Raw genomic sequence first — 22,049 nt, forward strand, 5'->3', positions numbered from 1 at the left:
AGTCAATCAGGCAGGGCAATTACGCAGGCGCGCGGAAACTCATCAGGCTGCGGGTCTTGTAGTCGTAGAACTTGCCGGTCTCAGTCCAGCCGGGTGCGCACATCGGCACGATGAATTCGGCGACCTGCTCGGCCGTGTCGAGCGTGGCGGGGTCCTCGCCCGGCATCAGCGTGGCGCGCATGCGGGTGCGGACCGGGCCGGGGTTGAACAGGTTGACACGGATCGGTGTGTTCGCGGTCTCCTGCGCCCAGGCACGCGCCAGCGTTTCCAGCGCGGCCTTGGAGGCGGCATAGGGGCTGACATAGGCGGTTGCCTTGTTGGCGGCGCCCGAGGTCACGAACACAGCGCGGCCGGCGTCGGATTGCTTGAGCAGCGGCTCCATGCAGCGGATCAGCTGGAAGTTTGCGGAGACGTTGACCGCCATCACGTCGGTAAAGGCCTTCAGCTCGATATGGCCGACCGGCGAGGAGGGGCCGAGCACGCCGGCATTGCCGACCAGGATATCGAGCTTGCCGTAGCGCTCGTGCAGGCCGGCCCCGAGCCGCGCGATGCCGTCGGAATCGGTGAGATTGAGCGGCACCAGCGTGGCGCTGCCGCCGTCCTTCCGGATCTCGTCGTCGAGCTCTTCCAGCCCGCCCTGCGTGCGCGCGACCGCAACGATATGCGCGCCGGCCTTGGCCAGCGCGCGTGCCGTGGCGAAGCCGATGCCGCGCGAGGCGCCGGTGACGAGTGCGATGCGGTTGGCGAGGGGATTTGTCATGGCGGGGTTTTACAGGCGTGGATGGCCGGGACAAGCCCCCACTACGTCGTCATTCCGGGGCGGTCCGCAGGACCGAACCCGGAATCCAGACGTTTGAGGCAACACGTCGAGATCCCGGGCTCGATGCTTCGCATCGCCCCGGGATGACGGCTGTGCCGTCAGCTCGCCTCCGCCAGCAGCGACAATTGCCGCGGCTGCTGCTCGGTCTGGGTCTGGTCGGTGAGGTGGGTCGGATACGCCCCAGTGAAGCAATGATCCGAGAACTTCGGATTGGCGGGATCGCGGCCGGGCTCGCCCATGGCGCGGTACATGCCGTCGATCGACAGGAAGGCGAGCGAGTCGGCGCCGATGATCTCGCGCATCTCCTCCAGCGAATGCGTCGCGGCCAGCAGGCCGCCGCGATCCGGCAGGTCGATGCCGTAATAGTCGGGATAGAGGATCGGCGGCGAGGCGAGGCGGAAATGCACTTCCTTCGCGCCCGCATCGCGCATCATGCGCACGATCTTCTTCGAGGTGGTGCCGCGCACGAGCGAATCGTCGATCAGGATGATGCGCTTGCCTTCGATCGCGGCGCGGTTCGCCGAATGCTTCATGCGCACGCCGGACTCGCGGATCGCCTGCGTCGGCTGGATGAAGGTGCGGCCGACATAGTGGTTGCGGATGATGCCGAGCTCGAACGGCACGCCGGAATGCTGGCTGTAGCCGACCGCGGCCGGCACGCCGGAATCCGGCACCGGCACGACGACGTCGATCGGCACATGGCTCTCGCGCGCGAGTTGCGCACCAAAGGCCTTGCGCACCTCGTAGACCGAGCGGCCGTGAACGATGGAGTCCGGACGGGAGAAATAGATGTATTCGAAGATGCAGGGGCGCGGCGCCATCGGCGGGAACGGCTTGTGAATGTCCTGGCCGTTCTCGTCGAACACGATGACTTCGCCCGGTTCGATGTCGCGGATGAAGCGCGCGCCGATGATGTCGAGCGCGCAGGTCTCCGAGGTCAGGATCGGGCAACCATCGAGCTCGCCGAGCACCAGCGGACGGATGCCGCGCGGATCGCGCGCGCCGACCAGCTTCTTGTTGGTCAGCGAAACCAGCGCATAGGCGCCCTCGATCTCGCGCAGCGCGTCGATATAGCGCTCGATGAAGCGGCTGCGCTTGGAACGTGCGACCAGGTGCAGGATCACCTCGGTGTCGGTAGTCGACTGCATCATCGCACCGTGCCGCACCAGCTCACGACGCAGCGTCAGGCCGTTGGTGAGGTTGCCGTTGTGGGCGACCGCTAGGCCGCCGGCGTTGAGCTCGGCGAACAGCGGCTGCACGTTGCGCAGGATGGTGGCGCCGGTGGTGGAGTAGCGGACATGGCCGACGGCCATATTGCCGGGCAGGCGGTCGATCACCTCGCGGCGGGAGAAGGTGTCGCCGACGAGACCGAGGCGGCGTTCGGAGTGGAAACGGCTGCCGTCGTAGGAGACGATGCCGGCGGCCTCCTGGCCGCGGTGCTGAAGGGCGTGGAGGCCGAGCGCCGTGATGGCGGCGGCGTCGGGGTGGCCGTAGATGCCGAAGACGCCGCATTCCTCGCGCAGCGTATCCCCCTCCAGGTCATCCTGTAGCTCGAGCGCGGCCGGGCCGAGATCGTGGTCAAGCTGGGCGTCCTGGTCAGGGTGTCGCATCTCGTCCGCGCCTCTCTTTAGGGCTAAATCAACGCGCCGCAGGTTTCTCGATCAGCTTTTTAAGGCTGTCACGAGCCGGTTTGCTGTATCCGTCGCCACTGCCCGAAGGCTGCTGCTCGGAATCAGCTTGATCATCATCTGGTTTGTTTTTCTTGAATCTCTTCAAGATGGTGTTCTCGGGGTCGTCAGGCAAGAGGGCCATCAGCCAATCGCCGGTCCCCTGGAGCACCACGCGGGACTTGGCCCCCGTGACCCAGTCCGGGCGCTGCTTGTCCGGCACCAGCCAGGTGAAGAACAGGAACGCGACCACGACGATCAAAAGCCCGCGAGCCAGCCCAAACAGGAAGCCCAGGGTGCGATCCAGCGCACCGATGCGCGAATCCAGGATCATGTCGGAGATCCGGACCGTGATCACCGAGACCACGACCAGGGTTCCGACGAACACGCCCGCAACGACGACCACGCTCGCGACGGTGTCGTTGTTGAAATAGGTCTTGGCGGTCGGCAGCAGCTTCGAGAACGAGTACAGCGTCACGATGGCCGCCGCGCCCCAGGCCGCGATCGAGAGAATTTCGCGCATGAAGCCGCGGACCATGGCGAGCAGGCCCGAGATCAGCATCACACCGAGCAGGATCAGGTCGAGGATGGTTACTGGCATCGGCTGGTCTGGTCCGCTCGTACTTCAAAGGTGCTCAGCGAATCGGTGTTTGGCCGTGGCCCTAAGTGAGGGCCAGACGGCGTTCCCGGCAAGGCCGCAACCACGCAATCCCATGCTGCTTTTGTGACGGCTGTATAGCGGCGGGGGCGGAGGACGTCACCTCCGCCTAACCCTCTCCACGGCGGAATCTTGCCGGTGTGGCATTTTTCTCCGCCGGCGCGCTCTGTTCGCCGCGGCGGGAGCCCTTGGCGGCGATCTCGGCCACGAGGGTCGTGAGGCTGTTGACGGCGTTCAGGGACAGTCCGGCATCGCCGCCGGAGTCGCCCCGGGCCGATTCGGGCAGCACGGCGCGTTTGAAACCGAGTTTGACGGCTTCCTTGAGCCGGGCCGGGGTCTGCGCCACCGGGCGGATCACGCCGGAGAGCGAAATCTCGCCGAAATAGACCGCATCGGTGGGTAACTGCGCATTAACCAGGGACGACACCAGCGCGGCAGCGGCGGCCATATCGGCCGCCGGCTCGTGGATGCGCAGGCCGCCTGCGACGTTCAGATAGACGTCGTGACCGGACAGCTTGACCCCGCAATGGGCCTCCAGCACCGCCAGCACCATGGAGAGCCTGCTCTGATCCCAGCCGACGACGGCCCGGCGCGGAGTGCCGAGCGAGGTCGGCGCCACCAGCGCCTGCAATTCGACCAGGACGGGCCTAGTGCCCTCAATCCCTGCGAAGACCGCGGTGCCGGGCGTGCCGAGATCGCGCTCGGACAGGAACAGCTCGGAGGGATTGGTGACTTCGCGCAGGCCAAGTCCCGTCATCTCGAACACGCCGATCTCGTCGGTCGGGCCGAAGCGGTTCTTCACGGCGCGCAGGATGCGGAACTGCTGCGAGCCTTCGCCCTCGAACGACAGCACCGCGTCGACCATGTGCTCGACCACGCGGGGGCCGGCAATCTGGCCGTCCTTGGTGACATGGCCGACCAGGATGATGGCCGCACCGGTCTTCTTCGCGAAGCGTATCAGCGCCTGCGCCGAGGCGCGCACCTGGGTGACCGTGCCGGGCGCGGATTCCACCGTGTCGGTCCACATGGTCTGGATCGAGTCGATCACGATCAGCCGCGGGACCGCGCCTTCCGACAGCGTCGAGACGATGTCCTCGACCGAAGTCTCGGCGGCCAGCTGCACCGGCGCATCCGACAGGCCGAGCCGCTCGGCGCGCAGCCGTACCTGCGCGACCGCCTCTTCACCGGAGATGTAGACGATGCGATGCCCGGCGCGCGCCATCATGCTGGTGGCCTGCGTCAGCAGCGTCGATTTGCCGATGCCGGGATCGCCGCCGACCAGCAGCACCGAGCCGCGGACGAAGCCGCCGCCGGTGACACGGTCGAGCTCGGTCATGCCTGAAGACAGGCGCGGTGCGTCCGGGCTCTTTCCGGCGAGACTCTCCAGCGCAAAGGTCCGGCCCTTGCGCTTGGAGCGGATCGAGACCGGCACGCTGCCGGTCGTGTCCTCCTCGGCGAGAGTATTCCACTCGCCGCAGGACTCGCACTTGCCCTGCCAGCGGTTATAGGCCGCGCCGCAGTTCTGGCAGACGAAGGAAAGCGTGTTCTTGGCCATGGGGACAGCGAGTCGAGGGTTTCTGGTTTGCTGATAGCACGGAATGACCGGTGGAAACGGCGATCGCCAGCCCCCCAATTAGCGCAATTCACATCAGCCGATACACCCTTTGTTAGCTCTGCGCCGCGGCGCCGTTCCGGACTTTGCCAAATATTAGCGGACACCGGTCCAGTTTCGGAACCAATACGGGGTGGCGAACAGAATGACGGTAGTCTTGCGGATCGTGCTCGCTGTGGGCATCGCCTGCGGCGTATTTGTGCCGCCCGGCGGCGCCGTTGCGGCCGACGCCAGGCATCTCGACATCGTTTTCGTCAACCCCGGCAAGACCGGCGAGGTCTATTGGGACATGGTTTCGCAGACCATGCAGGCTGCCGGCCGCAAGCTCGACGCTCACGTCGAGGTGCTGACCAGCGAGCGCAATTATCGCACCATGCAGGAGCTCGGGCTCGGCGTGGTGGCGCGCGCCGACAAGCCGGACTTCCTCATCCTGTCGAACGAGGAATCGGCCGCCGTGCCGATCCTGGAGGCGGCCGAGGCTGCCGGCGTCAGGACCCTGCTGTTGTCGAACACGCTGATCGGTGACGACGCGGCGCGTCTCGGACCGCCCCGGCAAAAGCTCAAGACCTGGCTCGGCGACATCACGACGGATCTTCAGACCGCGGGCGCGCGGATGGCCAATGCCCTGATCGGCGCGGCGCGCGCCGAGAAGTGGCAGAGCCCGGACGGCAAGATCCACATTCTCGGCATCGGCGGCGACGAGATCACGCCGGCCTCGATCGCCCGCAACGCCGGCCTCAAACTCGCGGTGGACGCCGCGCCCGATGTGGTGGTGGACCGGATGCTGTTCGCCAACTGGACCCAGTCGGAGGCCGAGCAGGTCACCACGAATTACCTGAGCTGGGCCGCGCGCAAGGAGATCCGGCCTGCCGGCATCTGGGCCGGAAACGATCCGATGGCGCTCGGCGCGCTTCGCGCGGTGGTCGCTGCCGGCCTCACGCCGGGCCGGAACATCCAGCTGGTCGGCCTCAACTGGTCGGAGGACGCACTGCGCGAGATCAAGGCGGGTCGTCTCCTGCTGACCGACGGCGGGCATTTCCTGCTCGGCGGCTGGTCGATCGTTCTCCTGCGCGACTACGCCGACGGCTGCGATTTCGCGGCAGTATCGCCCCGCGTCGAGGCCAAGACGGCTGCGATCACGCGCGGCAATCTCGCTGCGGTCGGAGACCTCATCAAGACGCGCGCCTTCGACCGGATCGACTTCGCACGTTTCAGGGCGAGGGCGGGGCGCTGCGGCCAGTATGATTTCTCCATCGATGCGCTCATCTCTTCGCTGACGCCGCCGGAAGGCGCTGCCGACTGATGCGAAACGGTAACGACACGAGCGATCCGGATCGCAGGCCACACGCGGCGCCGTCGCGCTCGCGCTCGGTCGTCCGCGCGATGATCTGGGCCACCGTGCCGGTGCTGCTGGTGGTGCAGCTGCTTGCCTCCGCCGGCGTCGAGGCCTCGAGCTTCTGGTCGCAGATCAGGCAGCTCGACGCCCGCATTGTCCGCACGGCCGACAGCCGCGCCGAGCTGATCGCCGAGCCGCTCTGGAAGATGCGTTACGACCAGGTCACGAGCGTGCTCAACGAGATCATGCACGACGAGACCATCGCCGCGGCAGCGGTCTATGACGACACCGGCGTTGCGATCGCACGCGTGGTGGCGCGTCCGGCGGACCAGGCGGTCGCGGAAGTCTCACGTCCCATCAACTACAGGAACGGCAATATCGCCGTGCAGGCCGGCCGTATCGCGATCGCCTATTCCTATGCGACGGTCTACGCGGACACGGGCAGCCGGCTGATGTTGCTTCTGGTCGTCGGCCTGCTCGCAACGTTTGCGACCATGGTTGCGATGCGGATCTCGGCCGACATCTTCATCGGCAAGCCGCTCGCCGCGATCATGTCGGCTATTCAGCGCAGCAAGCAGGACGGCCGCGCCTATCCGGCGGACATCAAATCGTCCAACGAATTCGGCCAGCTCGCGCACGCCTTCAACGCCATGCAGCACACGACATCGGGTGCGCTCGACCGCCTCGGGCACATGGCTGCGCACGATCCGCTGACGGGCCTGCCCAATCGCCGCTCGCTGTCTGAACACCTGGTGACCCTGAGCAGCGATGCCGGCTCGCCGGACTCGCTGATCGCCTTCTGCTTCATCGATCTCGACGACTTCAAGGGCATCAACGACACCTTCGGCCATGATGCCGGCGACAAGTTCCTGGTGCACATCTCCGAGCGCCTTCGTGATGCGGTCGAACCGCAGGATTGGGTGGCCCGGCTCGGCGGCGACGAATTCGTCGTCATCCGCCCCGAGGTCAGCAATGAAGCGACCGCCCAGGCCTTCGCGCGCCAGCTGCTCGATGCGATTTCCGAGCCGATCCGGCTGCACGACAAACAGGTCGTGCCGCGCGCCAGCATCGGCCTTGCCGTGCGCCGCGCCGGCGATCCTGAATTGTCGCATCTGCCGGCGCTCGCCGACATCGCGCTCTACCATGCCAAGAGCAAGGCGCCCGGCACGGTCGCCGTGCTGGACGAAGCGCTCCAGCGCGACTATCGCCGCCGCCGGGATCTCGAGCTCGCCATTCCCACGGGCTTCGCCGAGGGGCAGTTCGAGGTCTGGTATCAGAGCCAGGTCGACCTCGAGAGCCAGGCCGTCGTCGGCCTCGAGGCGCTGATCCGCTGGCGCCATCCCGAACATGGCCTGATCGGTCCCGGCGAATTCCTCCCGCTGATCGAGCGCAGCGGCAACAATGCGCAGCTAACGCGCTATGTGCTGACCGACGCCTGCCGCGCGCTGCAGCGACTGGCGTCGGCCGGCAAGCCGCATATCCGGATCGCGATCAACCTGCCGCCGTCCGAGCTTGCCGACCATTCGTTGGCCGCAGAGCTGCGCGCGACCTGCGCGCGCTTCGATGTCGCGGCATCATTGCTGGAGCTCGAGATCACCGAGGGCTCGCTGATCAACAACATCGCCAGCGCCTCCGAGACGCTGCATCGCCTGCGGCGCCTCGGTGCAACCATCGCGCTCGACGATTTCGGCACGGGCTACAGCTCGCTCGCCCATCTCAGGCGTTTCCCGCTCGACAAGGTCAAGATCGACAAGGCCTTCATCAGCGAGATCCCTGCCAGCGCGGAAGACAAGGCGATCGTCGGCGTCATCGCCTCGCTCGCCGGCACGCTGGGGCTGACCCTGGTCGCGGAAGGCATCGAGCGGGCCGAGCAGGCGCACGCCATGCGCGAGATGGGCGTGACGCTCGGGCAGGGCTATTTCTATCAGCGGCCGCAGCCGCTCGAGGCCGTGCTGCAATGGCTCGAGGGACAGGCGCCGGCGGAAAGCCGTGTTCTTGCGGAGAGCCCGTCGATCGCGCCGGAGTTCGCCGCCTGAGCGGGCCTACGGCTGGGTCGCATTCCACAACATCGAGAGCCCGGCCGCGATCATGATCGCGTCCATCACCATGCGGAACATCTCCGGCTTCAAGTGAAGCACGAAACGCTTGGCAATGAAGGCGCCTGACATCAGCGAGGAGCCCGCGATCAGGCCCTTGACGAACACGTCGCCGGTCAGCGCGCCGAAGCGCTCGAACGTCACGGACTTCGCGAAGTAGAGCCCGAGCGAGGAGGCGGCCTCGGTGGCGAGGAACGCGCCCTTGGACAGGCCGTAGAACAGGAACAGCGGCACGCTGAGCGGTCCGGTCGAGACCACGATGCCGGTGAGATAGCCGATGATCGCCCCGCCGATCGCCAGGTGCCAGAGATTGGCCTTCAGGTCATGCCGCGCCAGCCAGTGCCGCACCGGCACCATCGCGATCAGGAAGGTGCCGATGGCGAGATCGACCGCGTGCGAGGGGAGCGCGAGCAGCGTGCGGGCGCCGAGCGCCGCGGCCGGAATGCCGGTGACGGAGTAGGCTGCACAAGCGCGCCAGTCGACCTCGCGCCACCAGGCCAGGATCCGGGAGAAATTCGCCATCACGGAGGCCACTGCCATGATGGGCACGGCTTCCTTCGGCCCGTAAGCATAGACCAGCACCGGCATGAGCATGATCGACGAGCCGGTGCCGACGATGCCCGAGACGGTGCCGGCGATCAGGCCGACGATGAGGACGAAGAGGAAGGCCAAGTTGCTCTCCACGAATCGGGAGAGTTTAGCCGTGGCCGGTCGTGCGGGCGATCCGTTCCAGGTAAGGGAACCGATCGCCCCGCGCATGCCCGGTCTGAGCGGGGCGTCAGCCTTGCTCGTCCATGACGCGCAGCTTCTCGACGCGGCGGCGGAAGTCCTCGTCGGTCGAGAATTCGGCCGAGAGATAGGACGAGACGAGATCGACCGCGAGCCAGGCGCCGACGATCTGCGCGCCGATGCACATGACGTTGACGTCGTCATGCTCAACGCTCTGATGGGCGGAATGGACGTCGTGGCAGACCGCGGCGCGGATGCCCTTCATCTTGTTGGCGGCGATCGAGGCGCCGACGCCGGTGCCGCACACCATGATGCCGCGCGCGGCTTCGCCCGACGTCACCTTCTGCGCCACGGCGCGGGCGATGTCGGGGAAGTCCACCGGCTTGTCGTCATAGGAGCCGACATCGATGACGTCGTGGCCGAGCTTGCGGATATGGTCGATAACGGTCTGCTTGAGCGGCCAGCCGGCGTGGTCGGATCCGATGACGAGACGCATGTGATGTCCTTCTTGATCTTGCATGGGGTCGTGACAGCCGCATGCGGCTGTTCACGATTGTTTCTGGTCTTAGCTGCGCATGTCCGGCGGCAGCTCGACGCCGTGGAATTTCTTGTAGATCGCGTTGAGCTTGCCGTTCTTGACGTTTTCGGTGATCCAGGCGTTGAGCTTGTCCATCAGGCGCTGCTCGCCCTTTTTCAGGCCGATGGCGAGGTCGAAGGTCGCCAGCGGAATCCGGGACTCGAACACGCGCGACGGGTTCTTCACGCCGATCTGGTTGATGATCGTCGCGGACGAGGCGACGCAGTCGACCTGGCCGGAGACGGCCGCCGTCACCATCGTGGCGTCGTCGTCGTAGCGAGCGATCTTGAGGTCCTTGTCCTTCATGTTGGACAGGGTGGTGTCCTGCGTGGTGCCGCGCGAGACGCCGATCTGCTTGTCCTTCAGGTCGGGCCAGTCCTTGACTGTCGAGGATTTCAGGCAGCCGACGTCGGATTGCAGCGTCGCATAGCGCTTGGTGAAGTCGATCACCTTGGCGCGGTCGGGCGTCACTGACAGGGTCGAGATGATGATGTCGGCCTTGCCGGTCAGCACGTTCGGGATGCGGGTCGCGCCGGTGGTCTGGATGAATTCGAGCTCGAGCCCCCAGTCCTTGGCGAGCAGCTGCGCCACCTCGACGTCGGAGCCGGTCGGCTTCATGCTCGCGTCCATCATGCCCGAGGGCGGAATGGCGACGTCCGTCGAAATGCGGATCTTCTTGGCCTGCGTGATGTCGTCGAGCAGGTCGGCTGATGCCGGCGTGGCCGATATCATGGCGAGGCCGAGCAGCGCAGCGGCGGTCCCCAGAAGCTTCTTGTTTGTCATCCTTGGTTCTTCCTTCCTGTTATGATTTTAAGTTTCCTGTGCCCACGAATTGCGTGAGTTCGGGCGTGGTCGGCGACGTCAGGATCGAGGCGGATCCGGTCTCGTGGACCTTGCCGCGATGCATGAAGACGATCCGGTCGGCGATCCCCTTGGCAAAGCCCATCTCGTGGGTGACCATCACCATGGTCATGCCGTCCGCCGCGAGCTGCTCGATCACCTTGAGCACCTCGGCGGTGAGCTCGGGATCGAGCGCGGAGGTAACCTCGTCGAACAGCATGACCTTCGGCTGCATTGCCAGCGAGCGGGCGATCGCGGCGCGCTGCTGCTGGCCGCCGGAGAGCTGTTCGGGATAGGCGTGCAGCTTCTCCTCGAGCCCGACCTGCGCCAGCACTTTTCGCGCGAGGTCCTTCGCTTGCGACGTGGCCATGCCTTTCACCGCGCACGGCGCCAGCGTGATGTTCTGCTCGATCGTGAGATGCGGAAACAGGTTGTAGCTCTGGAACACGATGCCGACGTCCTGGCGCAGCGCGCGCAGATCGACGTCGGGGCGGTCGACGCGGTGCCCGCAGACGACGATCTCGCCGCCGTCGACCTTCTCGAAGCGGTCGATGCAGCGCAGCGCGGTGCTTTTGCCGGAGCCTGAGCGGCCGATCAGCGCCAGCACTTCGCCGCGCTCGACGGCAAAGGAGACGCCATCGAGAACCCGGAGCGGGCCGAAGCTCTTCTGCACGTCGCGGAGCGACACAATCGGTTCGGGAGAGGAGGGGGTTTGCTGCATGTTAGGCTGGCGCGAGGTTGGACGTGCCGCGCCCCATCCGTCGTTCCAGCTTCTGGCTGAACAGCGACAGGGGATAGCACATGGCGAAATAGACGACGGCGATGATCGCGTAGATGGCGAACGGCTCGAACAGCGAGTTGTTGACGATCTGGCCCGAGCGCATCAGCTCGACGAAGCCGACGACGGAGGCGAGCGAGGTGTTCTTGATGATCTGCACCATGAAGCCGACGGTCGGGGGCGTCGCGATGCGGATCGCCTGCGGCAGGATCACCTTCATCATGCGCTGGGTCCGGCTCAGCGCGAGGCCCTCGGCGGCTTCCCATTGCGGCTTCGGCACCGACTGGATGCAGCCGCGCCAGATCTCGCCGAGATAGGCGGCGACATAGAGCGTCAGCGAGGCGCCGGCGGCAGCGAGCGGCGAGACCTTGAGGCCGATCGCGGCGAGGCCGAAATAGCCGAGGAACAGGATGACAAGCAGCGGCGTGCCCTGGATCAGTTGGACGTAGAAGCCGCTGGCGATCCGCAGCGATCTAAGCGGCGAGATCCGCGCCAGCGCGATCACGAAGCCGACGATACCGCCGCCGATCAGCGCGATCACCGAGAGACCGATGGTCCAAAGCGCGCCCTGGCCGAGGAACATCAGATGGTTGATGTTGAGATGTCCGCCCATGGTCATCTCACAACGGCGTGCCGAGCCGGCGACGGCGCGGGAACAGCACGAGGCCGAGGCCCCAGAAGCCGGCGCGCATCACCAGCGACAGAATGACGTAGAGCACGGCGACGATGATGTAGGTCTCGAACGCCCGATAGGTGTCCGACTGGATGTAGTTGGCGACGGCGGTGAGCTCTTCGGCCGAGATCTGCGAGCAGACCGAGGAGGCCAGCATCAGCAGCACGAACTGGCTGGTCAGCGCCGGATAGACCTTCTCGACCGCCGGCAGCAGGATGATGTGCCAGTAGATCTGCAAGCGCGACAGCGCCAGCCCCTCGGCGGCCTCGATCTGTCCGCGCGGGATCGCCTCGAAACCGGCGCGCATGATCTCGGCGGTGTAGGCGCCGACATTGATCGTCAGCGCGGTCACCGCGACGGTGAACGCGGAGAATTTCAAGCCGAGGCTGGCGAGGCCGAAATAGACCAGGAAGATCTGCACCAGCAGCGGCGTGTTGCGGATGGTCTCGACATAGACCTTGCAGGCGCCCGCGATCAGCGAATTGTGCGTGCCGCGCCCGACCGCCGCGAGCGTGCCGAGCAGGGCACCCAGCACCGTCGCGAAGGCCGCAAGCTCCAGCGTGAGGGCGGCGCCGGCCACAAAACTCGGCCAACGCTCCAGCACTGCGGGAAAGTCGAGTTGGAGGCTCATCGTATCAGGTTCAGCCAGTGGTCTGGTTGGTCATGCGGTCGTAGACGCGGAACAGCGCCTGATTGCCGTTGCTGCCTTCGCCGTGGGCGCGCGCATCGACATACTGGCTGGTGACGAGCGCGGTGCCGGGGAGGGGCACGCTCAGCGCCTGGGCCTGCTCCTGCACCAGGCGGAGGTCCTTGAGCTGCAGGTCGATCCGAAAGCCGGCGGAGACGTCGCCCGCGATCATTGCGGGGCCGAGCTTGTCCAGCATCCAGGAGGCGGCGGAGCCACCGAGCAAAACCTTGCGCAGCAGATCGAGATCGAGGCCGGAAGCGCGCCCGAGCGCCAGCGCCTCGCAGATCGCCTGGATGTTGATGCCGCAGATCAGCTGATTGCAGAGTTTGACTGTCTGGCCGGCACCGGATGCGCCGACATGCGTGATGGTCGTGCCCATCGCGCGAAAGAACGGCTCGGCCTGCGCGAAGGCGGCCACATCGCCGCCGGCCATGATCGAGAGCGCGGCGTTCTTGGCGCCGACGGGCCCGCCCGAGACCGGCGCGTCGATGAAGCTGACGCCGACCTTTTGCAGGTCGGCATGGATCCGACGGACCGCGACCGGCGAGATCGTGCTCATGTCGACGATCAGCTTGCCTGATGGAGGCGACTTCAGCAGGCCTTGCTCACCGTAAACGGTCGCCTCGACATGGGGCGTGTCGGGCAGCATCGTGATGACGATGTCGGCGCCATGTGCGGCATCGGCGGGGCTGTTGGCGCGGGTCGCGCCTTCCTTCGCGCTGTCGGCCAATGCGGCCTCGTTGAGATCGAAGACGCGAACCGCGTGCCCGGCCACCAGGAGGTTGCGCACCATCTCGCGGCCCATCGTGCCGATGCCGATGAAGCCGACCTTGCCCTTGTCGTTCCGTCCCATGTTGCTTGTCCGTTTCTTGGTTCGTTGGTCTGCGGTCAGCCCGAGGCGCTGGTCTTGTCGATGTCGCCGACGACGGCGCGCCTGCGGTATTCGTCGCCGATGGCAAAATGCTTGCGCAGCGTCGCGTCCGCGCGCTCGGGATCGCGCGCGATCACGGCTTCGAAGATGCGGCGGTGGTCGTCGATCAGGTAGGTCTTCATCGACGGGAAGGCCTGCACCAGCTCGCGGCGGCTGCGATGCGAATGCGTCAGCAGGCCGGCCATCGAGCTGTGCAGGACCGTCAACGTCTCCGAATGCGAGGCCACGACGATGGCGCGATGGAATTCGAAGTCGGCCATGCCGCCGGCATCGGCTTCGTCGATGGTGTCTCCGATCTTGGCGAGCGCGCGCTGGAGGCGTTCGAAGTCGGCGATGTTGGCGCGTTCGCAGGCGAGGCGGATCGCCTGGCATTCGATCGCGACGCGCGCCTGCATGACGTCGTCGAGCATGTCCGCCTGCTGGGCGAGCGCGAAGGTGAAGAAGTCGTTCAGCACGGAGACGTCCGGCCGCGTCACCACGGTGCCGATGCGGTCGCGGATCTCGACGATGCCGAGCACGGTGAGGGCCCGCAGCGCCTCACGGACGATCGGCCGGCTGACGCCGAGCTGGGTTGCCAGCTCGCGTTCGGAAATCAGGCGGTCACCGGGCTTGAGCGATCCCGCAAGCAGGCGCTCACGCAAGAAGGCGAACACCTTCTCGAACCCTTTTTCGCCCTCGGCGGCCCGCTTCAGCTCCATCCCGGTCTCTTTTGGTCTGATCTTGGTCAGACCAGTAGGCTAACCAGAGCGACCGCGTCAAGGGCCTTGGTTAATGGCGGGTGTCGCAGGCAAGCCCAATCCGACCGGTTCCCCGGCCTGATCCTTCAAATTTGACGCGTATTGATCGGAGCGTTCGCTCAAAGAATTTGAGGTCCCGCGATGCCCGATCACCATTCCTTCTCCGCGCTCGACCGCCATGCGGTGCTCGGCGGATCCGACAACGGCTTTCCCTGGGTTGCCGGCGCGATGCTCGCGGTCGAAGCGAGCGAAGTGGTGCGGCTGCGCTGCGAGAAGCTCAGCCATGGCGACGAGGCGGCCGGGCAGGAGGCCGTGCTGATGGTCAGCGAGAAGATCGCCGCGGCCTTCGAGGCGGCAGCGAACCTCTTGGCCGGAGCTACTCCGGCGGCGATCGTCCAGCGCTATCGCGAGCATGTGGCCGCAAATGCCAGGCGGCTCTCCTCGAACGAAGCTCCGTGACGAATTGCGCTGCTGACAGCATGTTGGCAGCAGGGGCAGGCTACGACCACCTCCTGACAAAACGGAGAGCGGGTCATGCCGATCGAGGCAAGCTGTCATTGCGGTGAGACGGTGTTCGAGGTGACGGAGGCGCCCGCGAGCGTGACCCGCTGCACCTGTTCGCTCTGCGCCAAGCGCGGCGCGCTGTGGGCGTACTACACGCCGGCGCAGTTTCGCCTGCTGTCACCCCCGGACAATGTCGCGACCTATCTGTGGGGCAGCCGCACGGTCAAACATCATTTCTGCGCAAGCTGCGGCTGCGGCACTTATTCGGAGTCCCCGGACTGGTCGACCGGCAAGCCGGATTTCGACAATCCCAAGGTCGCAGTGAACGCACGCCTGTTCGACGATTTCGATCTCGAGGCCGTGCCGGTGAACATGATCGACGGCAGGAATTTGTGGTGAGTGCCGGGCTCACGCATGTCTGCTCCACGCCCGTGCTCTTGAGGCTCTATTGAAAAGCTGATTTGGTTCCGGCCCCGGACAACAAGGGGAGAAATCATGATGCGTCTTTTTGCGCGAGTGATGCTTGCGATGTGTCTGGCTGTTGCAGCCGGCTTCAATGCACAGGCGCAAACCAAGCCGAAGGTCACGACAGCAGGGCCAGACTTCCCGAAGGCGACCCTGTTCGTCGGCAACAGCTTCTTCTACTACAACAACGGCATGCCCGGGCATCTCTCGTTCATGGAGCGAGCCGCGGACGCCGCCAACAAGGCGGCGTATCGCAACACCATGGCCACGATCGGCGGCTCCGGCCTCGATTGGCACGACATGGACAATCTGCTGCGGCCGGGCGGCCTCGGCGCCTATTCCTTCGACGAGCAGAACAACGTCGTCTTCAACAAGCCGGGCAGGCAGTACGACGCGGTCGTGATGATGGATTGCAGCCAGTGCCCGATCCATCCGCAGCTGAAGGACGCGTTCGCGACCTTCGCGAAGAAGGACAGCGACATCGTGCGCACGCATGGCATGCGCCCGATGCTGTTCATGTCCTGGGCCTATGCCGACAAGCCCGAGATGACGGAAGCATTGGCGGAGGCCTACACGGTCGCGGGCAATGCCAACGATGCGCTGGTCATTCCCGCAGGTCTCGCGTTTGCGCGCGTCCGCAAGCTGCAGCCGGAGCTCAATCTCTATGCACCGGACAAGCGGCATCCGAGCCCGGCCGGCACGTATCTGGCGACGTGCGTCACGCTCGCCGCGCTGACGGGCCGCTCGCCGGTCGGCAATTCCTACACGATGGGGCTCGATGCGCCGACGGTGGAGCTGTTGCAGAAGGCGGCCTGGGATACGGTGACGGACTACTACGGACGCTGATCTGAACTCGGTAGTAGGGCGGATTAGCGTAGCGTAATCCGCCACTGTTCATATCCGCAGCGTCAGAAACGGTGGATTACGCCAGCGACCGCGCTTCGCGCAGCCGCGGGCTAATCCACCCTACGGCACAGTCATCGCGGCTTCAGCACCACCCACGCCGGCGCATGATCGCTCGCACCATCCTCGCCGCGGACCTCCTTGTCGACGCCGGCCTTGGCCAGGCGCGAGACGAGGGCAGGGCTGAGCAGGAGATGATCGAGCCGCAGGCCTGCATCGCGCGGCCACCGGTTCCGCTTGTAGTCCCAGAACGTGTAGATGCGTTTCTCCGGGTGCAGTTCTCGGATCGCATCGCACCAGCCTTGTTCGACGAGCGAGGCGAATGCCGCACGGCTCTTCGGCTAGATCAGCGCATCCTTGTCCCATGACCGCGTCGGATAGATGTCGATCTCACCAGGCGCGACGTTGTAATCGCCGGCGAGCACCACGGGCAGATCCTGCTTGATGAAGGTTTTGGCGTGGCGCTTGAGCCGCGCGAACCAGTCGAGCTTGTAGTCGAATTTCGGGCCCGGCTGTGGATTGCCGTTTGGCAGGTAAATGCTGGTGACGATGATTCCGCGCACGGCGGCCTCGATGTAGCGCGCCTCGAGATCTGTGGGCGTTCCCGGCAGGCGGTCGCGCGTCAGCACGGGCTCGGCGTTGCGGGCGAGGATGGCGACGCCGTTCCACGTCCTTTGTCCACACCAGACCGCGCCGTAGCCGGCCTTTTCGATCGCCACCGCCGGAAATTCGCCATCACTTGCCTTCAATTCCTGAAGCGCGACGACATCGGGCTTCGCCGCCTTCATCCATGCCAACAGATTGGGCAGGCGGCGATTGATGTTGTTGATGTTGAATGTCGCGATCTTCATGTAGAGCTACCGGCTCCTGCCTTCCGTCTCCGGAGATACAATGTCCAAGTTGAGCTTTGCCGCCATTGCATTCGTCGTTGCGTTCTCCGGAGTCGCTTCGGCACAATCGTCCGATCCGCGCGGCGCGTGCAAGGCGGACTATGACAAATTCTGCGCCGGCATCGCGCCGGGCGGCGGCAAGATCATCGCCTGCCTCAACGCCAAGCGCGATCAGCTCAGCGCGTCCTGCAAGACGGCACTCGACAGCCGGAAGAAGTAAGCGGCGAGACGTTCAGCTCGGCAGTGGCGGCGGGCTCGCCGGCTGCTCGACGGGCGGCGGGGAGGGCGGCTGCTCGGCCGCCTGCGCAGGCTCCGGCTTTGCCAGCGGCTCCACCACATTGCCGCCCTTGTAGACGCGGGCGTAGCGGTGGCCGAGGCTGGTCAGCACCTCGTAGCCGATGGTGCCGAAATGATGCGCGAGCTCGTCGACGGTGATGCCCTCGCCGAGCAACGTCACCATGTGGCCGCGCCGCGCTGCGTTCGGCGGCAGATCGGTGATGTCGATCGCGATCAGGTCCATGGAGACGCGGCCTGCGACCGGGCAGCGCTTGCCGGCGACGATGACCTCGGCGCCGCGGGTGCCGTCATTGGAGCTGGCGGCGCGGAAATAGCCGTCGGCATAGCCGACCGCGATGATCGCGAGCCTGGTCGGACGCCGCGCGGTCCAGGTGCCGCCATAGCCGACGCCCTCGCCGCGCTCGACGCTGCGGATCTGCACGATGCGGGCCTTGAGGTCGACCACCGGCTGCATCGGATTGTCGGCCTCCGGCGTCGGGTTGACGCCGTAGAGCGCCGCGCCCGGCCGCACCAGGTCGAACTGGAACGGCGCGCCGAGGAAAACGCCTGAGGAATTGGCGAGCGCCGCCGGCACGCCGGAGAATTCGCTGGCGATGCCGCGGAAGGCCGCGAGCTGTTTGGCGTTCACGGAACTGTTGAGCTGCTCGGCCGAGACCAGATGGCTCATCACCAGCGTAATGCCGTGGTCGCCGGCGTGGATGCGGGGGATGATCGCCTGCGCGTCCGCAAGCGTCAGCCCGAGCCGGTTCATGCCGGTGTCGACGTGGATTGCGGCGCCGCCGGTCCAGCCGGTGCGGCGGCAGAACACGTCCCATTCGGCAAGCTCGTTGAGATCGCCGATCACCGGCCGGCAATTGATCTTGGCGTAGTGCTCGCCGGTGTTCTGGAAATAGCCGCCGAGCACGTAGATCGTGGGCTCCGGTACGGCCGCGCGCACCTTGCGCGCTTCCTCGATGGTGGCGACGAAGAAGGTCTTGCAGCCGGCCTTGCTCAGGGCACGCGAGACCTGCTCGGCGCCGCAGCCATAGGCGTCGGCCTTGATCACGGCCGAACACTCGGCCGGCACTGCCGTCTTCTCGAGCTTGCGCCAATTGGCGATGATGGCGTCGAGATCGACGGTGAGCACGCCGCCGAAGGCAGCGAGCGCGGCAGCCTGATTGGCCTCCGCGGAGAGAAGGCCGGTTTGCGAGGTCATTTTCGGATCGGACGCCATTGTCATGGCGCCGTTTTACGCAAGAGGCGTCTCTGGTTCAAGAAACTCAGTAGTCGCCACCGCTGCGAGCCGGCAGCTGACTGTCAGGCGCGAGGTCGCCGAACCGCGTGACCGAGGCTTCGAACGCCAGATCGACGGTGCCTGTCGGACCGTGGCGCTGCTTGCCGATGATGACTTCGGCCTTGCCGTGAGCAAGACTCATGTCGAGCTGCCATTTCTCGTGCTCGGGCGTGCCCGGGCGCGGCTCCTTCATCGCGAGGTAATATTCCTCGCGATACACGAACAGCACGACGTCGGCGTCCTGCTCGATCGAGCCGGATTCACGCAAGTCGGAGAGCTGAGGCCGCTTGTCGTCGCGGGATTCGACCTGGCGTGAGAGCTGGGACAGAGCGATGACCGGAACGTTGAGCTCCTTCGCCAGCGCCTTCAGGCTGGTCGTGATCTCCGTGATTTCCTGCACGCGGCTGTCGCTGGCGCGCTTGCCCGAGCCCGACAGCAGCTGGATGTAGTCGATCACGAGCAGATCGAGGCCCTTCTGGCGCTTGAGCCGGCGTGCACGCGCCATCAGCTGCGCGATCGACAGGCCGCCGGTCGCGTCGACATAGAACGGCAGCGATTGCAGCTCGATCGAGACCTGGCGGATATTCTCGAAATCGGCTTCGGAGATGCCGCCACGGCGGATGTGGGAGGAGGGAATGCCGGTGCGCTCGGCCACGATACGCGTGGCGAGCTGGTCGGCCGACATTTCGCAGGAGAAGAAACCGATGACGCCGCCATTGGCGGCCCTCATGGTGCCGTCGGCCTGGAGCTCCGGAACGTAGGCCTGCGCGACGTTGTAGGCGATGTTGGTCGCCAGCGACGTCTTGCCCATGCCGGGACGCCCCGCGACGATGATGAGGTCGGAGTGCTGCAGACCGCCCATCTTGGTGTCGAGGTCGCGCAAACCCGTCGAGATGCCCGACAGCTTTCCGTCGCGCTGGAACGCCTTCGCCGCGAGGTCGACCGCGACCGTCAACGCCTGCGAGAATTTCTGGAAGCCGCCGTCATAGCGGCCGGATTCGGCGAGCTCGTACAGGCGGCGCTCGGCGTCCTCGATCTGCGCCCGCGGCGCGAAGTCGACCGGCGCGTCATAGGCGACATTGACCATGTCCTCGCCGATGCCGATCAGGTCGCGGCGCAGCGCCAGATCGTAGACGGTGCGGCCGTAGTCCTGGGCGTTGATGATGGTGGTCGCTTCCGCCGCTAGCCGCGCCAGATACTGCCCGATGGTCATGCCGCCGACGTCAGTGTCGGCGGGCAGGAACGTCTTCAGCGTGACGGGCGTGGCGATCTTGCCCATCCGGATCAGGCTGCCGGCGGTCTCGTAGATGGTCTGGTGCAGCGGCTCGAAATAGTGCTTCGGCTCCAGGAAGTCGGAGACCCGGTAGAAGGCGTCGTTGTTGACCAGGATCGCGCCCAGAAGGCTCTGTTCCGCCTCGATATTATGCGGCGCACTCCGATAGGCGGGAGTTCCGGGCTCGGGCGCGAGTTTGAGGACGTTCGAATCAGTCAGGGCCATGGTCGAGCGTTAGCAATTTTCTGGGCGGATGCGGGGCCGGGATAAAGCGCCGCCCCGGGCCAAAGCGGAAGCAAAAGCTCGCCGCTATCAACCGATCTTAAAAGCGGTGGATGATTGGCAACCGCAGCATGCCCCGCGCTTGACGGATTTTCGCGGAACTCGCCCGTCCGGTCGCGACCGTGACCGCGCCACGGAAAAATCAGGATGAGGTGAACCTAATGGATCGGCGGGCAGACGTATCGAGAAGTGCGCGAAATGACGCACGCAGGGAGCTCTGGGCTCGGATTCAGACCAGCAGAAGGTAGACCAGTGCAGCCAGGGCCGCTCCGATGCCGGTGGCGATCAGGGCGTAATCGGTGCGGAGGTCTTCCTGCGCGTCGAAAGAGGTTTGGGTCTGCTTGCTCATAGCGACGGTCTAAGCCGAGCCCGACAAGACTTATGTGAAACAGATCACATCTCCCCGGATTCTTTCGGGGTACCACCGGAACCGGCGGGCCGGCGGGGGGTTGTCTCCAGCCATCAGGGAACGAGGCAAGCGATGCGGCCAGAACGGCAGCACCAGAATTGGCGAAGCGAGGCAGGCAGCCGGCTTTGGCTGACGGGGCTGATCGCGGCCATGCAGCACGCCGAGCGGCCCGAAGTGCGGCGGGAGCCTGTCTCGCCGGAGACCCTCGCGGACCTGCGGGAGCAATTGGCGTTAACGGCCTCTTTCCCGTCCGCTCCGATTTCGACCTTGCATCACTAGGATTGATTCAGCTTCAGGCCCGGGTTCGGCGCGCATGCAGAGGGGCGTCTGCGGCGATGTGGCTTTGCGACGATCTGCCGCTTTCCGGCAGGCGGCGCGTGGTCTCACAGGCCTCCGGCGTTCGAACGAGATGCTGCGCTATTGCACAGTGATCACAGCCGAATTCGAAAATCGCTTAATCACATCCTTGCGTGCGCGGGCTGCTTCCATTCGCGGCTCAATCCGCTAAAAGGTGACCCGCCGCTGCGCCGGATGCTGGCTGCAATCGCATGAATTCAATGGAGATGACGGGATGTCGAGCCGAGCGCTCAGCCTCGCGACGGTACTGCTTCTGATCGGCTTCGGCGCGACCGACGCCGTTCTGGCGCAGGCGACGAACCTCGAGGCGGGCAAGGCCCCATCCCAGCTTTTCGCGCAGACCTGCAATGTCTGCCACAAGAGCCCGCGCGGTCTGTTGAAGACGGTCGCGCCGGGCTCGCTGCCGGGCTTCCTGCGCCAGCACTACACGACCAGCTCCGACATGGCCGGCGTGCTCGCTTCCTATCTCGTCTCCAACGGTGCCACCGACACCCGCTATCAGGCCAAAGACGGCAAGGACAAGAAGGACGGCGCCAAGGACAAGGAAGCCAATACGGCTCCGGGCCAGGCGCCGGAACATCAGGGGCGCCGCCAGCGCTCGCAGGACGCCGCCAGGCCGGAAGGCGAGGCTGCTCCCGCGGCGGAGGGCGCGCGTCAGAAGCGCGCGGCGCGGCCGCCCGAAGAGGGATCCAAGGAAGGTGCGAAGCTCGAGGGCCAGGCAGCGCCCGAGGGACGCAAAGGTAAGCGTCGCGGCAAGCCTGGGACCGAGGAAGCACCGAAGGTCGACGCCGCCACACCGGCCGCCGACGACAAGAAGGGCGAGTCCAAGCCCGAGTTGAAGCCCGAACCCAAGCCCGAGCCGAAGCCCGACACGGCCAAGGTTGAGCCCGGCCGCGACGAGGCGAAGCCCGAAAGCGCCAGGGTCGAGCCGCGCGGCAGCGATGCTCCGGCGCTGCGGCCCGATCCGGTCCCGCAGGTGACGCCGGCTGCACCGGCCGCCGCGAAGCCCGCCGAGCCGCCCGCGCCCAAGCCGGTTGAAGAAGCGGCTCCCAAGCCTGCCGCGAGTTCCGAACCGGCAGCCAGGCCGCAGGAGACGGCACCGCCCGCGACCGCTGCGGCGCCAGCCGAATCGTCCGGTTCGCCGACACCGCCGATTTCGCGATAAGGATCCCCATTTTCCCGTCGACTTGCGAAGGCCGCATCCATCGCGGCCTTCGCATCGTCTTGACCGCGGTTAGAGTGCTACTCTAGAGT

General features: G+C 65.8%; 21 protein-coding genes and 1 pseudogene. 7 read left to right on the forward strand and 15 right to left on the reverse strand.

Translation table 11 applies throughout. The features are described 5' to 3' along the window. Positions 1–19: 19 nt before the first annotated feature. The 4 genes from NLM25_RS20815 to radA form a co-directional block, all read right to left on the reverse strand. A complete protein-coding gene (locus NLM25_RS20815) occupies positions 20–760 on the reverse strand; it encodes an SDR family NAD(P)-dependent oxidoreductase (RefSeq protein WP_254138197.1) in 741 nt (246 codons plus the stop codon). A 158-nt stretch (positions 761–918) separates the two neighbouring features. Then, entirely contained in the window at positions 919–2,430 is a 1,512-nt protein-coding gene (gene purF / locus NLM25_RS20820; RefSeq protein WP_254138198.1) for an amidophosphoribosyltransferase, read from the reverse strand. A 28-nt stretch (positions 2,431–2,458) separates the two neighbouring features. Continuing rightward, a complete protein-coding gene (locus NLM25_RS20825; RefSeq protein WP_097665957.1) occupies positions 2,459–3,088 on the reverse strand; it encodes a CvpA family protein in 630 nt (209 codons plus the stop codon). Between the two features lie 166 nt (positions 3,089–3,254). Continuing rightward, positions 3,255–4,700, reverse strand: coding sequence for a DNA repair protein RadA (gene radA, locus NLM25_RS20830; RefSeq protein WP_254118712.1), 1,446 nt, complete (start codon positions 4,698–4,700; stop codon positions 3,255–3,257). Between the two features lie 202 nt (positions 4,701–4,902). On the opposite strand from radA, the gene NLM25_RS20835 reads away from it, so the two are divergent. Beyond that, complete coding sequence (locus NLM25_RS20835) at positions 4,903–6,060, forward strand: ABC transporter substrate-binding protein (RefSeq protein ID WP_254138199.1); 1,158 nt, start codon at positions 4,903–4,905, stop codon at positions 6,058–6,060. Continuing rightward, positions 6,060–8,129 carry a bifunctional diguanylate cyclase/phosphodiesterase gene (locus NLM25_RS20840; RefSeq protein WP_254138200.1) on the forward strand — a complete coding sequence of 690 codons (2,070 nt, stop codon included), beginning with the start codon at positions 6,060–6,062 and terminating at the stop codon, positions 8,127–8,129. The genes NLM25_RS20835 and NLM25_RS20840 overlap by 1 nt, the downstream gene beginning before the upstream one ends. 6 nt (positions 8,130–8,135) lie before the next feature. Here the strand turns inward: NLM25_RS20840 and NLM25_RS20845 are convergent, their stop codons facing one another. The 8 genes from NLM25_RS20845 to NLM25_RS20880 form a co-directional block, all read right to left on the reverse strand. Continuing rightward, positions 8,136–8,861 (reverse strand): sulfite exporter TauE/SafE family protein, encoded by a 726-nt coding sequence (locus tag NLM25_RS20845; protein ID WP_254118715.1) that lies wholly within the window; start codon positions 8,859–8,861, stop codon positions 8,136–8,138. Between the two features lie 106 nt (positions 8,862–8,967). Further along, positions 8,968–9,414 (reverse strand): ribose 5-phosphate isomerase B, encoded by a 447-nt coding sequence (gene rpiB, locus NLM25_RS20850; RefSeq protein WP_212433903.1) that lies wholly within the window; start codon positions 9,412–9,414, stop codon positions 8,968–8,970. A gap of 69 nt (positions 9,415–9,483) precedes the next feature. Continuing rightward, positions 9,484–10,278: a transporter substrate-binding domain-containing protein gene (locus NLM25_RS20855; RefSeq protein ID WP_254118716.1), complete on the reverse strand. Its 795-nt coding sequence runs from the start codon at positions 10,276–10,278 to the stop codon at positions 9,484–9,486. A 19-nt stretch (positions 10,279–10,297) separates the two neighbouring features. Beyond that, positions 10,298–11,056, reverse strand: a complete 759-nt coding sequence (locus NLM25_RS20860; protein ID WP_254138201.1) for an amino acid ABC transporter ATP-binding protein — start codon at positions 11,054–11,056, stop codon at positions 10,298–10,300. A 1-nt stretch (position 11,057) separates the two neighbouring features. Then, positions 11,058–11,726, reverse strand: coding sequence for an amino acid ABC transporter permease (locus NLM25_RS20865; protein WP_254138202.1), 669 nt, complete (start codon positions 11,724–11,726; stop codon positions 11,058–11,060). 7 nt (positions 11,727–11,733) lie between these two features. Then, positions 11,734–12,417: an amino acid ABC transporter permease gene (locus NLM25_RS20870; protein ID WP_254138203.1), complete on the reverse strand. Its 684-nt coding sequence runs from the start codon at positions 12,415–12,417 to the stop codon at positions 11,734–11,736. Between the two features lie 10 nt (positions 12,418–12,427). Next, the gene (locus NLM25_RS20875) at positions 12,428–13,417 is read right to left on the reverse strand and encodes an NAD(P)-binding domain-containing protein (RefSeq protein ID WP_254124298.1); all 990 of its coding nucleotides are present in this window, start codon (positions 13,415–13,417) and stop codon (positions 12,428–12,430) included. Then, positions 13,363–14,103 (reverse strand): FadR/GntR family transcriptional regulator, encoded by a 741-nt coding sequence (locus NLM25_RS20880; RefSeq protein ID WP_254138204.1) that lies wholly within the window; start codon positions 14,101–14,103, stop codon positions 13,363–13,365. Before NLM25_RS20880 ends, NLM25_RS20875 begins: the two co-directional genes overlap by 55 nt. 180 nt (positions 14,104–14,283) lie before the next feature. Between NLM25_RS20880 and NLM25_RS20885 the strand changes: the two genes are divergently transcribed. The 3 genes from NLM25_RS20885 (at position 14,284) to NLM25_RS20895 (ending at position 15,957) form a co-directional block, all read left to right on the forward strand. Further along, positions 14,284–14,601 (forward strand): hypothetical protein, encoded by a 318-nt coding sequence (locus NLM25_RS20885; RefSeq protein ID WP_254138205.1) that lies wholly within the window; start codon positions 14,284–14,286, stop codon positions 14,599–14,601. A 75-nt stretch (positions 14,602–14,676) separates the two neighbouring features. Next, a complete protein-coding gene (locus NLM25_RS20890) occupies positions 14,677–15,045 on the forward strand; it encodes a GFA family protein (protein WP_254118721.1) in 369 nt (122 codons plus the stop codon). A gap of 96 nt (positions 15,046–15,141) precedes the next feature. Then, on the forward strand, positions 15,142–15,957 hold the full coding sequence (locus NLM25_RS20895; RefSeq protein ID WP_254138206.1) for a hypothetical protein: 816 nt from the start codon (positions 15,142–15,144) through the stop codon (positions 15,955–15,957). A 131-nt stretch (positions 15,958–16,088) separates the two neighbouring features. Here the strand turns inward: NLM25_RS20895 and NLM25_RS20900 are convergent. Further along, a pseudogene (locus tag NLM25_RS20900) lies at positions 16,089–16,865 on the reverse strand (exodeoxyribonuclease III). Positions 16,866–16,905: 40 nt separating this feature from the next. Between NLM25_RS20900 and NLM25_RS20905 the strand changes: the two are divergent. Further along, on the forward strand, positions 16,906–17,124 hold the full coding sequence (locus tag NLM25_RS20905) for a cysteine rich repeat-containing protein (protein WP_254118724.1): 219 nt from the start codon (positions 16,906–16,908) through the stop codon (positions 17,122–17,124). 12 nt (positions 17,125–17,136) lie between these two features. Here the strand turns inward: NLM25_RS20905 and alr are convergent, their stop codons facing one another. Next, the gene (alr, locus tag NLM25_RS20910; RefSeq protein ID WP_254141228.1) at positions 17,137–18,414 is read right to left on the reverse strand and encodes an alanine racemase; all 1,278 of its coding nucleotides are present in this window, start codon (positions 18,412–18,414) and stop codon (positions 17,137–17,139) included. Positions 18,415–18,460: 46 nt separating this feature from the next. Continuing rightward, positions 18,461–19,972, reverse strand: a complete 1,512-nt coding sequence (locus tag NLM25_RS20915) for a replicative DNA helicase (RefSeq protein ID WP_254118725.1) — start codon at positions 19,970–19,972, stop codon at positions 18,461–18,463. A 1,037-nt stretch (positions 19,973–21,009) separates the two neighbouring features. Here NLM25_RS20915 and NLM25_RS20920 point away from each other — a divergent pair. Next, positions 21,010–21,960 carry a hypothetical protein gene (locus NLM25_RS20920; RefSeq protein WP_254138207.1) on the forward strand — a complete coding sequence of 317 codons (951 nt, stop codon included), beginning with the start codon at positions 21,010–21,012 and terminating at the stop codon, positions 21,958–21,960. The last annotated feature ends 89 nt before the right edge of the window (positions 21,961–22,049 follow it).

Origin of the sequence: Bradyrhizobium sp. CCGB01, assembly GCF_024199795.1 — a bacterium.
Lineage (GTDB): Bacteria > Pseudomonadota > Alphaproteobacteria > Rhizobiales > Xanthobacteraceae > Bradyrhizobium.